Raw genomic sequence first — 15,773 nt, forward strand, 5'->3', positions numbered from 1 at the left:
AATCGTAGCCCGAGACGGTCCCGGGCTGACAATTTCGACTGTAATGGACGTTCTTAAACGACTAGTCGTTTAAGAACGTCCCCAATGACTACAAGTGCCGACAGAAAAGGAATGTCCCCAAGTGCCGGCCCGGCAACGCCGATGTGCTGGCAATGACAGCGAAAGCCCGCCAGAGCGAGCAAGGTGCCTTGAAACAAGGCGGCATTGACCTTCTGGTCATGCCGCCGAAGCTGAAAGGCAGATTGCCGCCCTGGCGGGCTTGCAGCGTCGAGTAGTTACGCGGTTCGTAGAACCGCGTAACTACCAAACTACATAAGCTCGCAGACAGCTGCTGCGAAGGCAACGGGGTCCTCGGGGAGGATGCCCTCGACCAGCAGGGCCTGATCGTAGAGCAAGCCGGAGTACTGCTTGATCTTATCGGCGTCGCCTGCCTTCTGGGCAGCGACAAGCTTGTCAAAGACCGGGTGCTTGGCGTTGAGCTCGAGCACGCGCTGGCTCTTGGGCATGCCGTTGGGCGCGCCCTCGGGCCCCTTCTGGAGCACCTTCTCCATCTCGAGCGAAAGCGGACCCTCGGTGGTGATGCAAGCGGGGGCATCGGTCAGGCGCGCGGAGACGGCAACTTTCTCGACCTTGTCACCGAGCGCCTCCTTCATAGCGCTAAAGAGGTCCTCGTTTTCCTTGGTGGCGTCCTCGGCCTCCTTCTTCTCGTCCTCGGTCGCCAGATCAAGATCGCCAGTCGCGACGTTCTTGAGCTCCAGGTGACGATCCTCGACCTCGGGCTCGGCACCGTCGGCAACGGCCTTCTCGGCAGCCTCGCGGGCAGCGTCGTCTTCGTAGATCTTAGGCATATCGGCGGCAACGTACTCACGCATAGCCTGGAACGTAAACTCATCCACATCCTGCGTCAGCAACAGCACGTCATAGCCGCGCTCGAGCACGCCCTTTACCACGGGCATCTTGGCCAAGCGCTCACGCGAGTCGCCGGCGGCGTAGTAGATGGCCTTCTGATCCTCGGGCATGCCCTTGGCATACTCGGCCAGGGTAATCATCTTCTGCTCCTTGGCAGACCAGAACAGTAGCAGGTCGGCGAGCTCATCGGCCTTCATGCCATAGCTCGAGTAGATGCCGTACTTAAGGCCGCGGCCAAAGTTCTCAAAGAACTTCTCGTAGGCCTCGCGGTCGTTGTCGCGCATGTCCTCAAGATCGGCAGTGATCTTCTTCTCGACACGCTTGGCAATGGCCTTGAGCTGACGGTTCTGTTGCAGCGTCTCACGCGAAATATTGAGCGTCACGTCGGCAGAGTCCACGACACCGCGCACAAAGTTGTAGTAGTCGGGCAGCAAGTCGTCGCACTTCTCCATAATCAGCACGTTGGAACTGTAGAGCGCCAGGCCCTTCTCGTAGTCCTTGCTGTACAGATCGAACGGGGCGCGACCCGGCACAAACAGCAGCGCATCGTACTCAAGCGTACCCTCGGCATGGAAGCTGATAGTGCGCGCGGGATCGTCAAAGTCGTGGAACGTGGACTTGTAGAACTCGTTGTAATCCTTCTGCTCAACGTCGGAGCTGCGCTTTTTCCAAATCGGCGTCATGGAGTTGATGGTCTCGAGCTCCTGGTAGTCCTCGTACTCGGGCTTGTAGTCGTCGCCGGCGTCCTCGGGCTTGGGTTTCTGGCGACTCTTGCTCACCATCATCTGAATCGGGTAGCGCACATAGTTGCTGTACTGCTGAATCAGGCTCTTGAGGCCCCACTCGGTCAGGAAGCGATCGTAGGTCTCGGCCTCGCCGTCGGCGTCGAGCTTCTCGTTCTCGCGCAGCGTCAGGATGACATCGGTGCCGTGCTCGGCGCGCTCGCCGTCTTCGATGGTGTAACCCTCAAGACCATCAGACTCCCACACGTGAGCGGTGTCCTCGCCATAGGCGCGGCTGACAACCTTTACGTGGCTGGCAACCATAAAGGCAGAGTAGAAGCCCACGCCAAACTGACCGATGATGTCGACATCGGAACCCTGCTGCTCGGCGTTCTCAGTCTTAAACTCCTCGGAGCCGGAATGGGCGATGGTGCCCAGATTGCGCTCGAGCTCCTCGGCGGTCATGCCGATACCGTTATCCGAAATGGTGATGGTACGGGCATCTTTATCAAAGGAAACACGGATGGCCAGGTCGCCCTGGTCGAGCTTGACACTCGGATCCTGCAGGCTCTTAAAGTTGAGCTTGTCGACGGCATCGCTCGCGTTGGAGATAAGCTCGCGCAGGAAGATTTCCTTATTGGTGTAGATGGAGTTGATCATGAGGTCGAGCAGTTTTTTGCTCTCGGTCTTAAATTGACGCATGTGCAGTCCTTTCGCGCTACCCCCGTCCGCAAAAACGGCCCAGTTGCCCGAGCCGCATTGCAGACCTGCTATGTTCAGACTTAGATTTTATAACCCATTAGCGCGCATATATACATACGGAATCGAAAAACTGTATGTCCAAACGCTCTGATGCACCAATTGCCAAGGAGTGTCCCCGACTGCCGGCAGGAAAGGAACGTCCCTATCTGCCATCTACGCGCTTGGCCATCCAAACATGGGGCTGGCCCTCGTCTTCGTAGTCCACCGGGGCAATCTGCGTGTAACCCGCCTTGGCATAGAGTGGTAGCACGTATTCCTGCGCGTGCAGCTTAATGAGCTTGGAGCCGGCATCACGCGCGCACGTATCACTGGCCTCGACAATCTTGCTCGCCAAACCGCGACGGCGCATGCTCGGCAGCACGGCCACGCGCCCCATAATGTAGGTCTCCCCCGCCGCGACGCCTTCGTCCAAGTCGCACGCCGGCAAAACTGGGGCTTCGGCATCTGCCGCGTACTCCAGTTCCTCGGGAAACACGCGCGAGCAGCCGGCAAGCTCGCCGTCTACATAGAGTGTCACATGAATGCAGTTCGGATCCTCGTCGATAGCGTCGAACTCATTCTCGTAGCCCTGCTCGTCCATAAAAACGACGCGGCGCACCAACGCCGCGTCGTCAAAGCATCCCGTCTTAAGTTGGATATCCATAGCTGCCCTTTCATTCAACGCGAACGTTAGGGACAGATTTTAGCGAAAATGAGCTCCGCGCACGCTAAACTTCGCGCGAGCCTTCGCCAGACAGTCGTAATGACCCACGTTATGGGCATCGCTCGCGATGAAGCTGTACAGGTTCTGATCGAACAGGCGCTGTGCCGGCTTTTTCTCGCGACCAAAGCGACCGCCGGCAATAAAGTCCGCCGAAGCCTGCAGCTTGCAGCCCATATCGACCAGGCGCTCCGCCACGCTTACATCCTTTTGAACCGCACGATAGCGCTCAGGATGAGCGATGATCACCTGATAGCCACGGCACTGCAAATCGTAAATCGTGTTCTCGTACTCTCTAAACGCATACGCATCGGCATGCGTCGAAAGCTCGAGCAGAAACTCGTTGGTCCCATCGAAATGCAAGTGATCCGCGGCATCGATACCAAGCTCAACGAGCTTTCGATGGTTGACCTCGAAGCCCATCTGGAGCGGAAAACCGTCAGCGTTATCGCGCAGCAGCTCAAAGGCATCCCACATCTTGTCGTAATCAAAATAGGGATCACGGCAGTGAGGAGTGCAAACGATTCTGGTTACACCGGCCCGCTTGGCAGCCTCGAGCATCGCCAAGCTCTCTTCGAGATCGGCGGCGCCGTCGTCTACACCCGGCAAGATATGGCAATGAATGTCACGCATAGGTCAGCCTTAATCAACTAAACGTTTGCTCGGTTGGTGAAGATGCCCTTTTTGGAAGTGCCCTGATCGTCGGAGCCCTTCTTAACCTTCTTACCGTCCTTGGTGTAGTAAGAATAATAGTACTCGCTGGTCTCGGTCTCACAGTAATTCATGACGGTACCGATGAGCTTGACCTTCTCGGACTTCTTAAGCTGGGCGATAGCGTTGAGCGCCTCTTCGCGCTTGGTAAAGTCCTCGCGCACCACGAACAGCGCGCCGTCGGTCAGGCTGGCAATCTCGGCAGCATCGATGAAGGTGCCGACCGGAGGAGCATCGAAGATGACGTACTGGAACTTAGCAGACAGTGCCTTGACCAGCTTGGCAAAGCGATGGGAGACGATGATGTCGGCAGGATTGGGAATATGCGGCTCAGCATCGAGGAAGTAGAAATTCTTCTGACCTGTCTCGACAATCGCCTGGTCGATAGAAACCTGCTCGGACAGGACTGCATAGAGTCCGCCGCGGGAGCGGACGCCGAGCATATCGGCAAGGGACCTGCGACGCATATCAGCCTCGACCAGCAGGACACTCTTGCCGCTCGTGGCGATTGCCTGAGCAAGATTAATGGAAACCGTAGACTTGCCCTCGTTGGGAATCGAGGAGGTAACGGTGATGGTGCGAATGGGGTCGTCCACGCTCGCAAAGCGGATGTTGGCCAGAAGGGTCTTGGCGGCATTCTGCACAACGAGCTTATCGGTGTTCTTTGCCTTAGCCATGCCTATTTACCACCTTTCATAGCCGGAATTCGGCCAACAACGGGAATACCCAGGAGCTCTTCTGCCTCTTCGGCACCGCGGATGCGGGTATTGAGCATGTCTGCCAAAACGACATAGGCAACTGCGATAAAGATACCGGCGAGGAACGCGACGGCAATATACAGCGTGCGCTTGGGGCCGCTGGGGGCTTCGGGGGTCTTAGCCTCGTCGATAACGTTGATGCTCTGGGCAGCGCCGACGTTCTGAGCGACCGTACTCACCGAGCTGGCAATGGCCTTTGCGACCTCAGCCGTCTCCTTGGCATCGGTGCCGGTAACCGAAAGCGTAATGACACGCGTGGTGGTCTCGGAGGAAACAGACACCTTGTAGTCATCCAAATCGGTGAGGCCCAGTTCTTTGGCGGCGCCGCTCTTAACGCTATCGCTATCCAGCAGCGTGGCGATATCGTTGGAAAGCATCTGGCTCGCCGAGAGATCGTTGTAGCTCATCTGACCGCTATCGTCGGTCTTGGCGAGAATGTACATGCTCGTCGTCGCGGTATAGGTGTTGTCCATCGCAACGAAGGACACGATGCCCATGGCGATCGCGCAGACCACCGGAAGGGTGATGACCAGCTTGAGGTGCTTCTTCAGCAGCTGGAACAGTTCGAGAAGGGTCATGCAGCTTGCCTTTCATTTCCCCAGTTCGGATTGACAAAACTGTCCGTATGTTATCGCATCTTTTTACCGAGACCAAACTCTATACATAAGAAACAGGCTCTCCTGTAAAAATGTCGGAAGCAATCGTAAAATTGCACAACAACGCCGCACCCGAAAGTCAAATGCGGCGTCTACATCAATATCTGTGTTGTATCGCTATGCGAATGGCTCGTCCTGCTGTATGGGAAACGTCACCGTAATGGTGGTTCCCACGCCCAACTCGCTCGACAGATCAAGCGTGGCGTGATGATACAGGGCCGCATGCTTGACAATGGCAAGCCCCAGGCCGGTTCCGCCGCGTGCCTTGGACCTACTCTTGTCCACGCGATAGAACCGCTCAAATACCTTGCCCTGTTCTTCAGGCGCGATACCGATTCCCGTGTCGGCGACAGCGAGGAACGGATGGCCTTCGTCGTTGGTGCCGCACTGCAGCGTAACCGTACCGCCGGGCCGATTGTAGCGGATGGCGTTGCTTGCCAGATTATAGATGAGCTCGTCGACCAAGCGCGACACGCCTTCGATGACCACAGGCTTGGTCTCATGACTTATCGTCACATTCGCCTGACGGGCAACCTGTTCAAGACGCTGCTCAACCGCGTAGATCGCACGCGAGAGCTCAATAGGCTCCGTGGACCCAATGGGCACTGCCTCGCCTTCAGTTGCACGTTCGGCCTCGTCCAAGTTAGACAGCGTAAGGATGTCGTTGACAAGCGCTGCCAAGCGGCCCGCCTCACGATAGATGCGACCGCCAAAGTTGCGCAGGTCGTCCTCGCCCTCGACCATGCCATTTGCGATGAGCTCGGCATAGCCCGAAATCGCCGTAAGCGGCGTCTTGAGCTCATGGGTGATATTCGCCGTGAACTCGCGGCGCATACGGTCGTTGTCCGCTAGCACCGCCATTTGGCGCTTGAGTTCCTGGCGCTGCGACTCGATGCGCTCAAGCATGGGGACCATCTCGGCATAGGCGTGCTCATAGCTACGGCGTGGGTGATCCAAATCCACCTCTTGCAACGGCGCGATGATGGCACGGGACTCACGGCGCGCCATAAAAAACGAGAGTACTGCACCCGCTGCTGCGATAAGCAGCATCGGCGCCAGCATCGACAGCAAAATCGCCGCAACGCCAGGCTGGGCCTGCGCCAAGCGAACGACCTGGCCGTTATCAAGGGTGACGGCGCGATACAGCATAATCTCGTCGAGTGTAGAGCTTGCGCGCTCCGCGGAACCCGAACCACTCTCAAAGGCCTCGATGACCTCGGGGCGATCGCCATGGTTGGGCAGTGTGGAAGGCGACGCCTCGTTGTCGTAGGCAACAGATCCGTCCTTATTGATCAGCGTGATACGAAGATCCTCGCGATCGAGGCTTCGCAAGAACGGAATGGGCTCCTGCTGCTCGTCGAGGGCGGCAGCAATGAGCTCGGTTTCCTGCGCCAGATTGGCACTCGTGGCATCCGCCAAAGTGTTTTGCACAAAGAACGCACCCAGCACCGTAAACGCCACGATAACCGCCATGGCGCAGACAAAGATCGTCACAAAAACGCGGTGCGACAGCGTATGTTTTCCCTGGGGGGCGAAGACCACGGGTTACTCCTCCGATGCGGTGGCCGCGGTGTCGTCGCCTTCGGCACCATCACCGGCAGAAGGCTCGGCCAGGCGATAACCCACGCCGCGCACGGTCTCGATGGCGCTGGCATGCTCGCCCAGTTTTTGGCGAAGCGTCTGCACGTGCACGTCAACGGTGCGCGAACCGCCGTCGAAGTCCCAGCCCCACACGCTCTGCAGCAACGACTCGCGGGTAAAGACCACGCCGGGCTTGCGCATGAGGTACTCGAGCAGGTCGAACTCGCGCAGGGTGAGCTTAAGCGGCTCGCCGGCAACGGTCACCTCGCGATGGCTAGGCGAAAGCACGATGTCGCCCACGCTGAGCACATCGCTCGCCTGCTTGACCATGCCGCCGCGACGCAGCAGTGCGCGGCAGCGGCTCGCAAGCTCCATGAGCGAAAACGGCTTAGTCAGGTAATCGTCGGCACCGCCATCGAGCGCCATCACCTTGTCGAGTTCGGTGTCCTTGGCGGTAAGCATCATGATGGGCACCGTCGCCGTCAGGCGATCGGCACGCAGGCGACGCATAATCGCCAAGCCATCGGTGTCGGGCAGCATGATATCGAGCAGCACAGCATCGGGCACCCGTCGCGCCACGGCAGCTTTAAACTCGCCATCACACGAAAAGCCCTCGGCCTCGATTCCCTGCTTGCGCAGCGCGTAGACTGTCAAATCCCTGATGTTGTCATCGTCCTCGACGTAATAGATCATGTTGAACCCCTTTGCGGCCGATATGACCGCATCTTAACCCTAAAGGCACCTGTAAAAGACAGCGTCAGCCAAAACGCCCCGTCAAATAATCCGCGGTGCGCGGATCGGACGGATTCTTGAAGAGTTGCGCGGTGGGCGCGTGCTCCACCAGCTCACCCAGCAAAAAGAACGCAACCGAATCGGAAATACGCGCGGCCTGCTGCATGTTGTGCGTCACGACCACCAGCGTGCAGGTCTCCTTGAGCTCGCAGGCCAACTGCTCCACCACCAACGTCGACACAGGGTCGAGTGCCGAAGTCGGCTCGTCCATCAGCAGAATGTCGGGCTGCACGGCAAGTGCGCGGGCGATGCACAGGCGCTGCTGCTGTCCACCCGAAAGACCCAGGCCCGACTCTTTGAGCTTGTCCTTGACCTCGTCCCACAGGGCAGCGCGACGCAGGGAGTCCTCGACCAGCTCATCGAGCACGGCGCGGTCGCGCACACCCATACCGCGAGGACCGTAGGCGACGTTGTCGTAGATGCTCATGGGAAATGGGTTGGGGCGTTGGAACACCATGCCCACGCGCTGGCGCAAACGGCAGATGTCGCAATCGCCCAGGATATCTTGACCATCGAGCGCAATCTTGCCCTCGATGCGGCAATCCTTGATGCCGTCGTTCATGCGGTTAAAGCAGCGCAGCAACGTGGACTTTCCGCAGCCCGAAGGCCCGATGAACGAGGTGATCTGCTTGTCGCGGATCTTGATATTCACGTCCTTGAGCGCATGGTGGTCGCCATAGAACAGGTCGATGCCCTCGACATCGATGCGCGTCGGCGAGGCGGCAAGATCCTCTGCCGTGGGGCGAGTCGCATCCCCAACCTCGCGCTCATGCGCGGCCTCGGCCTGCGCTTCCATGAGTTCTTCAAGCTCCGTGGGCTCCGCAGCCGCAGCAGCCGTCATACCGCACACCTCCATATCGATATCAATTCAGCAGTATCAATAGTAGGAATCGCGGCTCATACGCACGTGAGCACATTGTCAAGTGTTTGTAAGGGCACGCTAGCTATGCGGCGGGCAGCTCGATGGTGAATATCGTGTGTTCGGGCGTCGATTCACTTGCAACGGTACCGCCGTGTGCCGCGATGATCTCCTTGGCAATAGCAAGGCCCAAACCGGCACCACCGCGATTGGTCGCACGCGCCGCATCCAGGCGATAGAACTTCTCAAAGATCACCTTGAGCTTAGCCGCAGGGATAGGATCGCCCTGATTGATAAAGCGCACGCGCACGCCGCCATCGTCTTGGCGCCTGGCCTCAATCGTGATAGTCGAGCCCTCATAGCTATAGGCGACGGCGTTTTTCATGATGTTGTTAAACACGCGGGCCATCTTATCGCCATCCACGAGCACCGTCAGGTCCTCGCGAATATCAACCTGGGCTTCCTTATGCTGCTCGTTGAGGATGGGATAGAACTCGTCAGCCACCTGAGCCAGCAGCAACCCCAGATCAACATAGCCGCGCGTGAGCACGATATCGTGGAAGTCAAAGCGCGTGATATCGAAGAACTCTTCGATGAGCGCATCGAGCCGGTGCGCCTTGTCGAGCGCCACGCCCGTAAAGTGCGCACGTTGCTCAACCGGCAGCTCAGGAGCCTCTTGAAGCAGCGAAAGATAGCCCACCACACTGGCAAGCGGGGTGCGTAGGTCATGTGCCAAGTACGTGACCAGGTCGTCCTTGCGATGAGACTCGTCACGCAAGGCCTGCTGCACCCTGCGCTCGCGATCGCGCACACGGTTGAGTGCGCCCTCGACCTCCAGGAAGTCGCCGTCGATGTTGTCCCAGGTGTCGGGGTGATCGATCAGGCGATCTTGAATACGAGCGGCCAGCACACAATCGGCATGCTGCTCGCCCTGCTCATAGCCCTGGTAGTACAGGGCGCGGCCGCAAAAGAACAGCACGCACACGGCAAGCGCCAGCACAAAGCCAAGCATGTTGAATACAAAGCCGGCATCGAACAGCACCGGCCCTTCGATGCCGCCGAGTGCCATGGCGCCAATCGCCAACGTCATGGCCCACGCGGCACCGCCAATCACCACGCAGCGGCGTACGATTTCAAATCGATCGATCAGCAAAAAGCCGACAAGCAGCACCGCCAAGATTCCAGCGATGTTATCGATGCCAATCAGCAGCAGGCTCAGCAAAAAGAGCAGCACCGTTGCAAGCGCGCGGTTGTCGACGACCGACCTCACGTATTCAAAGAGTCGATCGGGCACCTCGAATGCCTGCCTATCGTCTTTTGTCATATCCACTTCCCCACCATCAAAGGCGTTATTCGATTATGTAGCCGACGCCCCAGACGTTTTTGATAAAGCGCGGCTTTTGAGCGTCGTCACCGATCTTTTCGCGCAGGTGGCGAATGTGCACCATCACCGTATTGTTGGAGCCGGGCATAAAATCCTCGTTCCACACCGCGCGGAACAGATCCTCCACGGCCACCACACTGCCGCGATGCTCGACCAGATACAGCAAGATGGAATACTCGATGGGCGTGAGGCGCACCGGCGCACCGTCCACCATTACGGAACGAGCATCGCGGTTGATCTCCAGGCCGTCGAGCTGGATGATCGGCGACTCGGCCACCTGCGCGCGGCTACCGTAGCTGGTGTAGCGGCGAAGCTGAGCATGCACGCGCGCGATGAGCTCAAGCGGACGGAACGGCTTAACCACGTAATCGTCCGCGCCAAGCGAAAGGCCCTCGATCTTGTCTTGCTGGGCATCGCGCGCCGTCAGCATGATCACGGGATAGGTATGGCTGGAACGGATCGTACGCAGCAACTCAAGCCCATCGATATCGGGCAGCATGACATCCAGCAGCGCAAGATCGAACTCCTGCTCCAAGATTGCCTTGGCAGCATCGGCCCCGCTATAGGCGACCTGTACGTCAAAGCCTTCTTTTGTAAGGTAGATACCAACCAAGTCGGCGATGGCCTTTTCGTCATCAACTACCAAAATGCGCTCGTTCATGCGTGCTCCTCTCGCGCTCCATTATGCCCGAGGGGGCGCATGCCACACACAACAAGCGTGGGTGATTAAGTCGGCCTTAAGCACCCTTGTGCCCGTTCGGGCGCGGATGTGGGCCACGCACGCACGCGATGATCGCCGACACCGGCAAACGATATACTCTAGTTCCAGAAGAGACCATCCCGTCGAAAGCGAAATCTGTGAAGTCCCTCACCTCTTTTGCAAAGCGCTCTGCTCAGCTTGCCGCCGGCTTTGTCTGCGCTATCGCCCTTGCCGCTGGCGTGCCCACCGTCGCCGGCGCCCAAGTACTCACGACCGACAATGTTTGCGGCAAAACCGCCGATGCGCGCGGCATCACGGCCGAAAATCTGCCCGATATCGATGCGACCAATGCGCTCGTCATGGGCAAAGACGGCACCGTCTACTATGGGCGCGGCGCCGATGAGCAGGTTAAAATCGCCTCGATCACCAAGGTCATGACCGCAATCCTAACCGTCGAGAATTGCAAGATGGACGAGAAGGTCACGGTGAGCAACGCCGCAGCCACCGTGGGTAATTCGACCGCCGGCTTGCTCGAAGGTGACGAGCTTACCGTGGAGCAGGCACTGCGCGGCCTGATGATTCCCTCGGGCAACGACGCCGCCGTCGTGCTCGCCGAATATGTGGGCAAGAAGATCGACCCTAAGACCAAAGACGCCGAGGCAACCTTTGTGAAGGCCATGAACGAGCGCGCCAAAAAGCTCGGCTGCACCGGCACGGTCTTTGAGAACCCACACGGTCTGGACTTTGATGAATGGGCCGGCGACATGCACTCAACCGCACATGACGTAGCGCTGATGATGCAGGAGGCCATGAAAAACGACACGATCCGCGAGGTCGTAGCGAGCGAGGATTCCTGGATCGAGGTCACGGGCGCCGACGGCACCGACCATTCGCATTCCATGGACACGCATAACTATTTGCTGGGCCAAGATGGCAACATCGGTGGCAAGACCGGCACCACCGACGACGCGGGCTATTGCTTTACGAGCGCCTACAACCGCGACGGCGACGAGATCTACACCGTCGTTTTGAACTCCACCACCACCGACCAGCGCTTTACCGATACCGCAACCCTTGCCAATTGGTACTACGGTCACAAGGTGACGGTCGCAATCGCCAACACACAGGAAAAGACCGCCAACGGCAACCCGCTTATGGCGCGCATTGGTCAAACCGACTGGACGGATAAGACGATCGACGCCACACTCGCCGATCCCACGGCGCAAGCGACCGTGTTTTCCCTTGCCGGCGAGGTGACCGAAAAGGTTAGCTACGACGATCTTTCGGGCACGGTGCATGTGGGCGACAAGGTGGGCAGCGTCACGCTCAAGCAGGACGGCACCAAGATCGCCGTCATGGACCTGGTTGCCGACGAGGAAGGCGCAGGGCCGAATCCCATTGAATGGCTGCTCGTGAAGCTCGATCGCTTGGGCCGTCGCATCGACAACCGCCCACTCACGGCAGAAAGCGAGACCGTCGCCAAGGCGCCCGAGGTGTAGGGCGCAAGAATAATAAGTCCACTGAAAGGAGGCGTCCGAAAGGATGCCTCCTTTTTTGAGGGTTCGAATCCCCAGCTAACGTGGTTCAACTAAAAAAGGGTCCCTTTCGGAACCCTTCTTTAAAGTCTTACTGGCGGAGAGCTGGGGATGTCCGGGCATGCTGCGCATGCCCTCCGGCTTCAAAACCTGGCGGCTTTTCGCCCACGGGCTACAAACGCTTTCGCGTTTGCTTAACGCCCGTGCCCTCTCGGGTTCGAATCCCCAGCCTCCTTTCTCCGCACAAAAAAGGGCCCCAAATGGGACCCTTCTTTCAAGTCATACTGGCGGAGAGCTGGGGATTCGAACCCCAGATGCCCTTTTGGGGCATACTCGCTTAGCAGGCGAGCACCTTCGGCCTCTCGGTCAGCTCTCCGTAACAGCCGTTCTATAGTAACCAAACAGCCAAGGATGGGCAAGAGGAAATTTTCTAATTGCCTAGCAGCCTTTCCTTCTTGAAAGCTTCGCCTACCCCAGCGAGCGGTTGAGGGAGCCGAGCTCGTCGTTGCCCATGGTGCGCCACATTTGGAAGATACAACCGCGCGCCAGGAAAAAGAAACCGTTGTCGACCAGTTGCACAGCGGCATCTGCCAGCTGATTCGTCACGGCGGACACTGGCGGCAGCTCTAGTCCAGCCTTGTGGATGGTCTCGACCGCTTCCTCGAACGTCGGAGGCCCGCTGACGCCCATCTCGTTCATAAGGCCCTGCATTTCTTCCAGCGCGCTGCTGCCCGACTCCTCGCCGCGCGGCACCAGACGGTAACAAGCCAGCGCCAGGTCGAGCTGATCGCAATTCCAATAGGCAAACGCCAAGCGATAGAACAGGTAGCCGATTGCAGAACGATCGCTGGCAATACGTAGGCCGTGGCGCGCCACCTCGATAATCTCGTCAAAGCGCTCCAGACGCGCAAGCACGTTGATGAGCGCAAAGTGCGACTGCATGGACGAGCGCGCCAGATCGTAAAGATGGCGCACCTCGGGCAGTGCTCGTTCAAAGTCCTCTTGCTCGGCGTAAAAGCTGCAGATCTCGTGCTGGGCAAAGTACAGCGCATCGGGCGCACGAAGGATTCGCACAGAGCGGTCTTCTTCCAACACCGGTAGCACCATGCGCACCAGCTGGTTATCGCAAAACTGCGTTTGAACCGGACCTGTCGCCAAAAGCTCGGCGACGGCGCACTTGGCCTCCAACTCCTCGACAAGACGGGAAAAGCCTTCAAAAGCACCTGTACGGTCGACTTTTGCCTGCTCGCGCAATTCAACAACACGGGCCACGTATGGGTCGTCGTCCTCTTCCATGACCTCCAGCTCGTCAGCCGTATCGGCAAGCAGCAGATCGCGCAGCGCCGGCGGCAGCATGCGATGGTCATCACGCGGACGAGCATGAACCTCCGCAGGTTCAATCGTCTCCGGAGCGGTTGACTCATATGCCTCAAGCACACGCTTGCACGGCATATCGTCCATGTCCATGCTCTCAAGATCCTTGGCGACAGGCACGCAATCGGCCAGATAGGCCGCGCGCCCAAAGAAATACGTTGCGACAACGCACTCGCCCTGCTCACTGTCGGGAGCAGCAATCTGCACATAGCAGCGCGTGATGCAGGTGCCCGCGGCAAAACACGCTGCCGCAAGCGTGAGCGCCACGCGCGCATCGTGCTCCGCGGCCCAGATCGCGCGCGTGTCCTCGTCCAACTCGCGCCAGGCGTCATCTTGAGCGTCGTATTCACGTTGTGGCATAGCATCAACGACAGACTGCCCAAACCGAACGAGCATGATCCCCTCGGCAACGTTTGCCCGATAGATATAGTCGAGCCGCGTGACCACGTTAAGTGCCTCGACAATACGCGCGAAGCGGGTACGCACATCCCACTCACCGCCCGGCTGGCAAGCCACCGTACCCGGTTTGCCCCACGGGTTATCGCTCGAGGCCGTATCGAGCAGTCGGGGAACATCGTTGGTCGTCTTGGCGATATGCCACGCATCAAAGAGCGCGCAGCCCTCAAGGCTCGGCGAGGATGCCGCAGGGACCAATCCGGCCCCGATGTGCTCAAGGATGCCGGAGAGACGGTTAAGACGGCACTCGATGGCAAGCAGCATGTCAATCTCGTCCTGGTCCAGCAGGCTGCGATCAAAATTGAGATAGAAAAGCTTTGAGCGATCGATGCGAACCAGGCTCATCTCGGACTTGGCGGCGATGGTGCGCAAGCGGGGCAAGTCAATTTCACTCATAAGGGCGGCGGCATAGCGCTCGATACCGCTCGGATTCTCGGCATGGTCAACGCGGTAAAGCAGCGTCTCGATAGCATCAGGGAGCGGTGCCGTGTTAAAGCCCAAAAACACCTCGACCGGCTCGGGCAACTTTACGAGCTTGATCTTGTCGATAACATTTTGCATACCCTCGTCGAGTCCGCCGGCGTCCGCCGTGCTCGCAATGGCATTTTCGGAGTCAGCGAATATCACGTAGCGCAGGAACATCGATGCCATGAACTCGCCGTAAGGAAGGGAGCGGGTCGAATTCCATGTCTCGTGGTCGGACTGCTCGCGCATGGGGCCTTCGGGAGAGCCGACGGTTCGCGCGCACGCGCGCATTGTGCCGTTGGCTCCCCGAACCACAATCTCACCAATACCGGAGTCCGACTCGTCAAGGACCAGTTCCATGTCGGGATCGTTGGGCAGCGGAGTCTCGCTAACGGGGCGGTCCACCTTGTACACCTCGCCCGAAACGCTTACGTAGCCCAAAAGCGACACATGACTTTTGCCAACAAATTCGACGACATAGCAAGATTCATGCTGATCCTCGCCAAAGAGTTTCCAGACCACGCCATATGAGCGTCCCGCTGGCTGCTCGGGCATCGCCGGAAAGCGCTTCTTGGGATCGAGAAACCTGAGCTTGTATGTCGGACGCTCTGCCACGAAGTATCACCCTGATCGGTCGTTGAGAGAAGGAGTGGTCGCGAATAAGTCGCGACATCTACTCGGAATCTTACACGAGTCGACAGGAAATCGTCCGCTTTACGCCCGCGCCTCGACCGAGGTTCGAATCAATGCGGTGTTTACGTAAAAGAAAAGCCCCCGTTGCCGGGAGCTTTAATCTCAAATGGTGCGGCGTATAGGATTCGAACCTATGACGTTCTGATTCGTAGTCAGACCCTCTATCCAGCTGAGGTAACGCCGCGACTTGTTGATTATTATGCACATGGACTGAATAATGGTCAAGCATTTTTTCAAAAAAAGTTATCGAATTTGATTTTTACTCATTTGATGCAGTCGATCGAATCGATACTTTCAAACACGGCGAAAGCAACTCCTCAAGTATGTCGACATATAAGAAAAGCCTCCGTTACCGGAGGCTTTAAAGTTCAGTTGGTGCGGCGTATAGGATTCGAACCTATGACGTTCTGATTCGTAGTCAGACCCTCTATCCAGCTGAGGTAACGCCGCGACTTGTTGATTATTATGCACATGGACTGAATAATGGTCAAGCATTTTTTCAAAAAAAGTTATCGAATTTGATTTTTACTCATTTGATGCAGTCGATCGAATCGATACTTTCAAACACGGCGAAAGCAACTCCTCAAGTATGTCGACATATAAGAAAAGCCTCCGTTACCGGAGGCTTTAAAGTTCAGTTGGTGCGGCGTATAGGATTCGAACCTATGACGTTCTGATTCGTAGTCAGACCCTCTATCCAGCTGAGGTAACGCCGC

At 57.9% G+C, this 15,773-nt stretch carries 12 protein-coding genes and 4 tRNA genes; 1 reads left to right on the forward strand and 15 read right to left on the reverse strand.

Translation table 11 applies throughout. From position 1 onward, the window contains the following. Window positions 1–308: 308 nt before the first annotated feature. The 10 genes from htpG to DW195_RS05200 form a co-directional block, all read right to left on the reverse strand. Window positions 309–2,333 carry a molecular chaperone HtpG gene (gene htpG, locus DW195_RS05155; RefSeq protein ID WP_118206053.1) on the reverse strand — a complete coding sequence of 675 codons (2,025 nt, stop codon included), beginning with the start codon at window positions 2,331–2,333 and terminating at the stop codon, window positions 309–311. Window positions 2,334–2,535: 202 nt separating this feature from the next. Then, the gene (locus tag DW195_RS05160) at window positions 2,536–3,036 is read right to left on the reverse strand and encodes a GNAT family N-acetyltransferase (RefSeq protein ID WP_117790205.1); all 501 of its coding nucleotides are present in this window, start codon (window positions 3,034–3,036) and stop codon (window positions 2,536–2,538) included. 39 nt (window positions 3,037–3,075) lie between these two features. Next, entirely contained in the window at window positions 3,076–3,726 is a 651-nt protein-coding gene (locus DW195_RS05165) for a tyrosine-protein phosphatase (protein ID WP_055250497.1), read from the reverse strand. A gap of 17 nt (window positions 3,727–3,743) precedes the next feature. Next, window positions 3,744–4,481, reverse strand: coding sequence for a CpsD/CapB family tyrosine-protein kinase (locus DW195_RS05170; RefSeq protein ID WP_117736214.1), 738 nt, complete (start codon window positions 4,479–4,481; stop codon window positions 3,744–3,746). Between the two features lie 2 nt (window positions 4,482–4,483). After that, window positions 4,484–5,140, reverse strand: a complete 657-nt coding sequence (locus tag DW195_RS05175; RefSeq protein WP_055250503.1) for a YveK family protein — start codon at window positions 5,138–5,140, stop codon at window positions 4,484–4,486. A 195-nt stretch (window positions 5,141–5,335) separates the two neighbouring features. Next, a complete protein-coding gene (locus DW195_RS05180; RefSeq protein ID WP_117634258.1) occupies window positions 5,336–6,760 on the reverse strand; it encodes a cell wall metabolism sensor histidine kinase WalK in 1,425 nt (474 codons plus the stop codon). 3 nt (window positions 6,761–6,763) lie between these two features. Beyond that, window positions 6,764–7,492 carry a response regulator transcription factor gene (locus DW195_RS05185; RefSeq protein ID WP_089572665.1) on the reverse strand — a complete coding sequence of 243 codons (729 nt, stop codon included), beginning with the start codon at window positions 7,490–7,492 and terminating at the stop codon, window positions 6,764–6,766. A gap of 64 nt (window positions 7,493–7,556) precedes the next feature. Further along, window positions 7,557–8,432 carry a phosphate ABC transporter ATP-binding protein PstB gene (gene pstB, locus DW195_RS05190; RefSeq protein WP_199576314.1) on the reverse strand — a complete coding sequence of 292 codons (876 nt, stop codon included), beginning with the start codon at window positions 8,430–8,432 and terminating at the stop codon, window positions 7,557–7,559. Between the two features lie 103 nt (window positions 8,433–8,535). Continuing rightward, a complete protein-coding gene (locus tag DW195_RS05195) occupies window positions 8,536–9,774 on the reverse strand; it encodes a sensor histidine kinase KdpD (protein WP_118206054.1) in 1,239 nt (412 codons plus the stop codon). Between the two features lie 25 nt (window positions 9,775–9,799). Continuing rightward, entirely contained in the window at window positions 9,800–10,495 is a 696-nt protein-coding gene (locus tag DW195_RS05200; RefSeq protein WP_117637374.1) for a response regulator transcription factor, read from the reverse strand. A gap of 197 nt (window positions 10,496–10,692) precedes the next feature. Between DW195_RS05200 and DW195_RS05205 the strand changes: the two genes are divergently transcribed. Then, complete coding sequence (locus DW195_RS05205; protein ID WP_158567901.1) at window positions 10,693–12,033, forward strand: D-alanyl-D-alanine carboxypeptidase family protein; 1,341 nt, start codon at window positions 10,693–10,695, stop codon at window positions 12,031–12,033. A gap of 321 nt (window positions 12,034–12,354) precedes the next feature. Here the strand turns inward: DW195_RS05205 and DW195_RS05210 are convergent. The 5 genes from DW195_RS05210 to DW195_RS05230 all read right to left on the reverse strand — a co-directional run bounded on the left by DW195_RS05210 (window position 12,355) and on the right by DW195_RS05230 (window position 15,773). Continuing rightward, window positions 12,355–12,445, reverse strand: a tRNA-Ser gene (locus DW195_RS05210). 92 nt (window positions 12,446–12,537) lie between these two features. Then, entirely contained in the window at window positions 12,538–14,979 is a 2,442-nt protein-coding gene (locus tag DW195_RS05215; protein WP_118206056.1) for a lipopolysaccharide assembly protein LapB, read from the reverse strand. Window positions 14,980–15,164: 185 nt separating this feature from the next. After that, window positions 15,165–15,241: transfer RNA gene (locus DW195_RS05220), tRNA-Arg, on the reverse strand. 189 nt (window positions 15,242–15,430) lie between these two features. Continuing rightward, window positions 15,431–15,507, reverse strand: a tRNA-Arg gene (locus DW195_RS05225). 189 nt (window positions 15,508–15,696) lie between these two features. Then, a tRNA-Arg gene (locus DW195_RS05230) sits at window positions 15,697–15,773 on the reverse strand.

Source organism: Collinsella sp. AM17-1 (genome assembly GCF_003470665.1).
In the GTDB taxonomy this organism is placed as follows: domain Bacteria; phylum Actinomycetota; class Coriobacteriia; order Coriobacteriales; family Coriobacteriaceae; genus Collinsella.

Bases quoted from the DNA above. Each gene is read 5' to 3' on its own strand.
- htpG (WP_118206053.1), bottom strand. From the start codon at position 2,333: ATGCGTCAATTTAAGACCGAGAGCAAAAAACTGCTCGACCTCATGATC.
- DW195_RS05160 (WP_117790205.1), bottom strand. From the start codon at position 3,036: ATGGATATCCAACTTAAGACGGGATGCTTTGACGACGCGGCGTTGGTG.
- DW195_RS05165 (WP_055250497.1), bottom strand. From the start codon at position 3,726: ATGCGTGACATTCATTGCCATATCTTGCCGGGTGTAGACGACGGCGCC.
- DW195_RS05170 (WP_117736214.1), bottom strand. From the start codon at position 4,481: ATGGCTAAGGCAAAGAACACCGATAAGCTCGTTGTGCAGAATGCCGCC.
- DW195_RS05175 (WP_055250503.1), bottom strand. From the start codon at position 5,140: ATGACCCTTCTCGAACTGTTCCAGCTGCTGAAGAAGCACCTCAAGCTG.
- DW195_RS05185 (WP_089572665.1), bottom strand. From the start codon at position 7,492: ATGATCTATTACGTCGAGGACGATGACAACATCAGGGATTTGACAGTC.
- pstB (WP_199576314.1), bottom strand. From the start codon at position 8,432: ATGACGGCTGCTGCGGCTGCGGAGCCCACGGAGCTTGAAGAACTCATG.
- DW195_RS05195 (WP_118206054.1), bottom strand. From the start codon at position 9,774: ATGACAAAAGACGATAGGCAGGCATTCGAGGTGCCCGATCGACTCTTT.
- DW195_RS05200 (WP_117637374.1), bottom strand. From the start codon at position 10,495: ATGAACGAGCGCATTTTGGTAGTTGATGACGAAAAGGCCATCGCCGAC.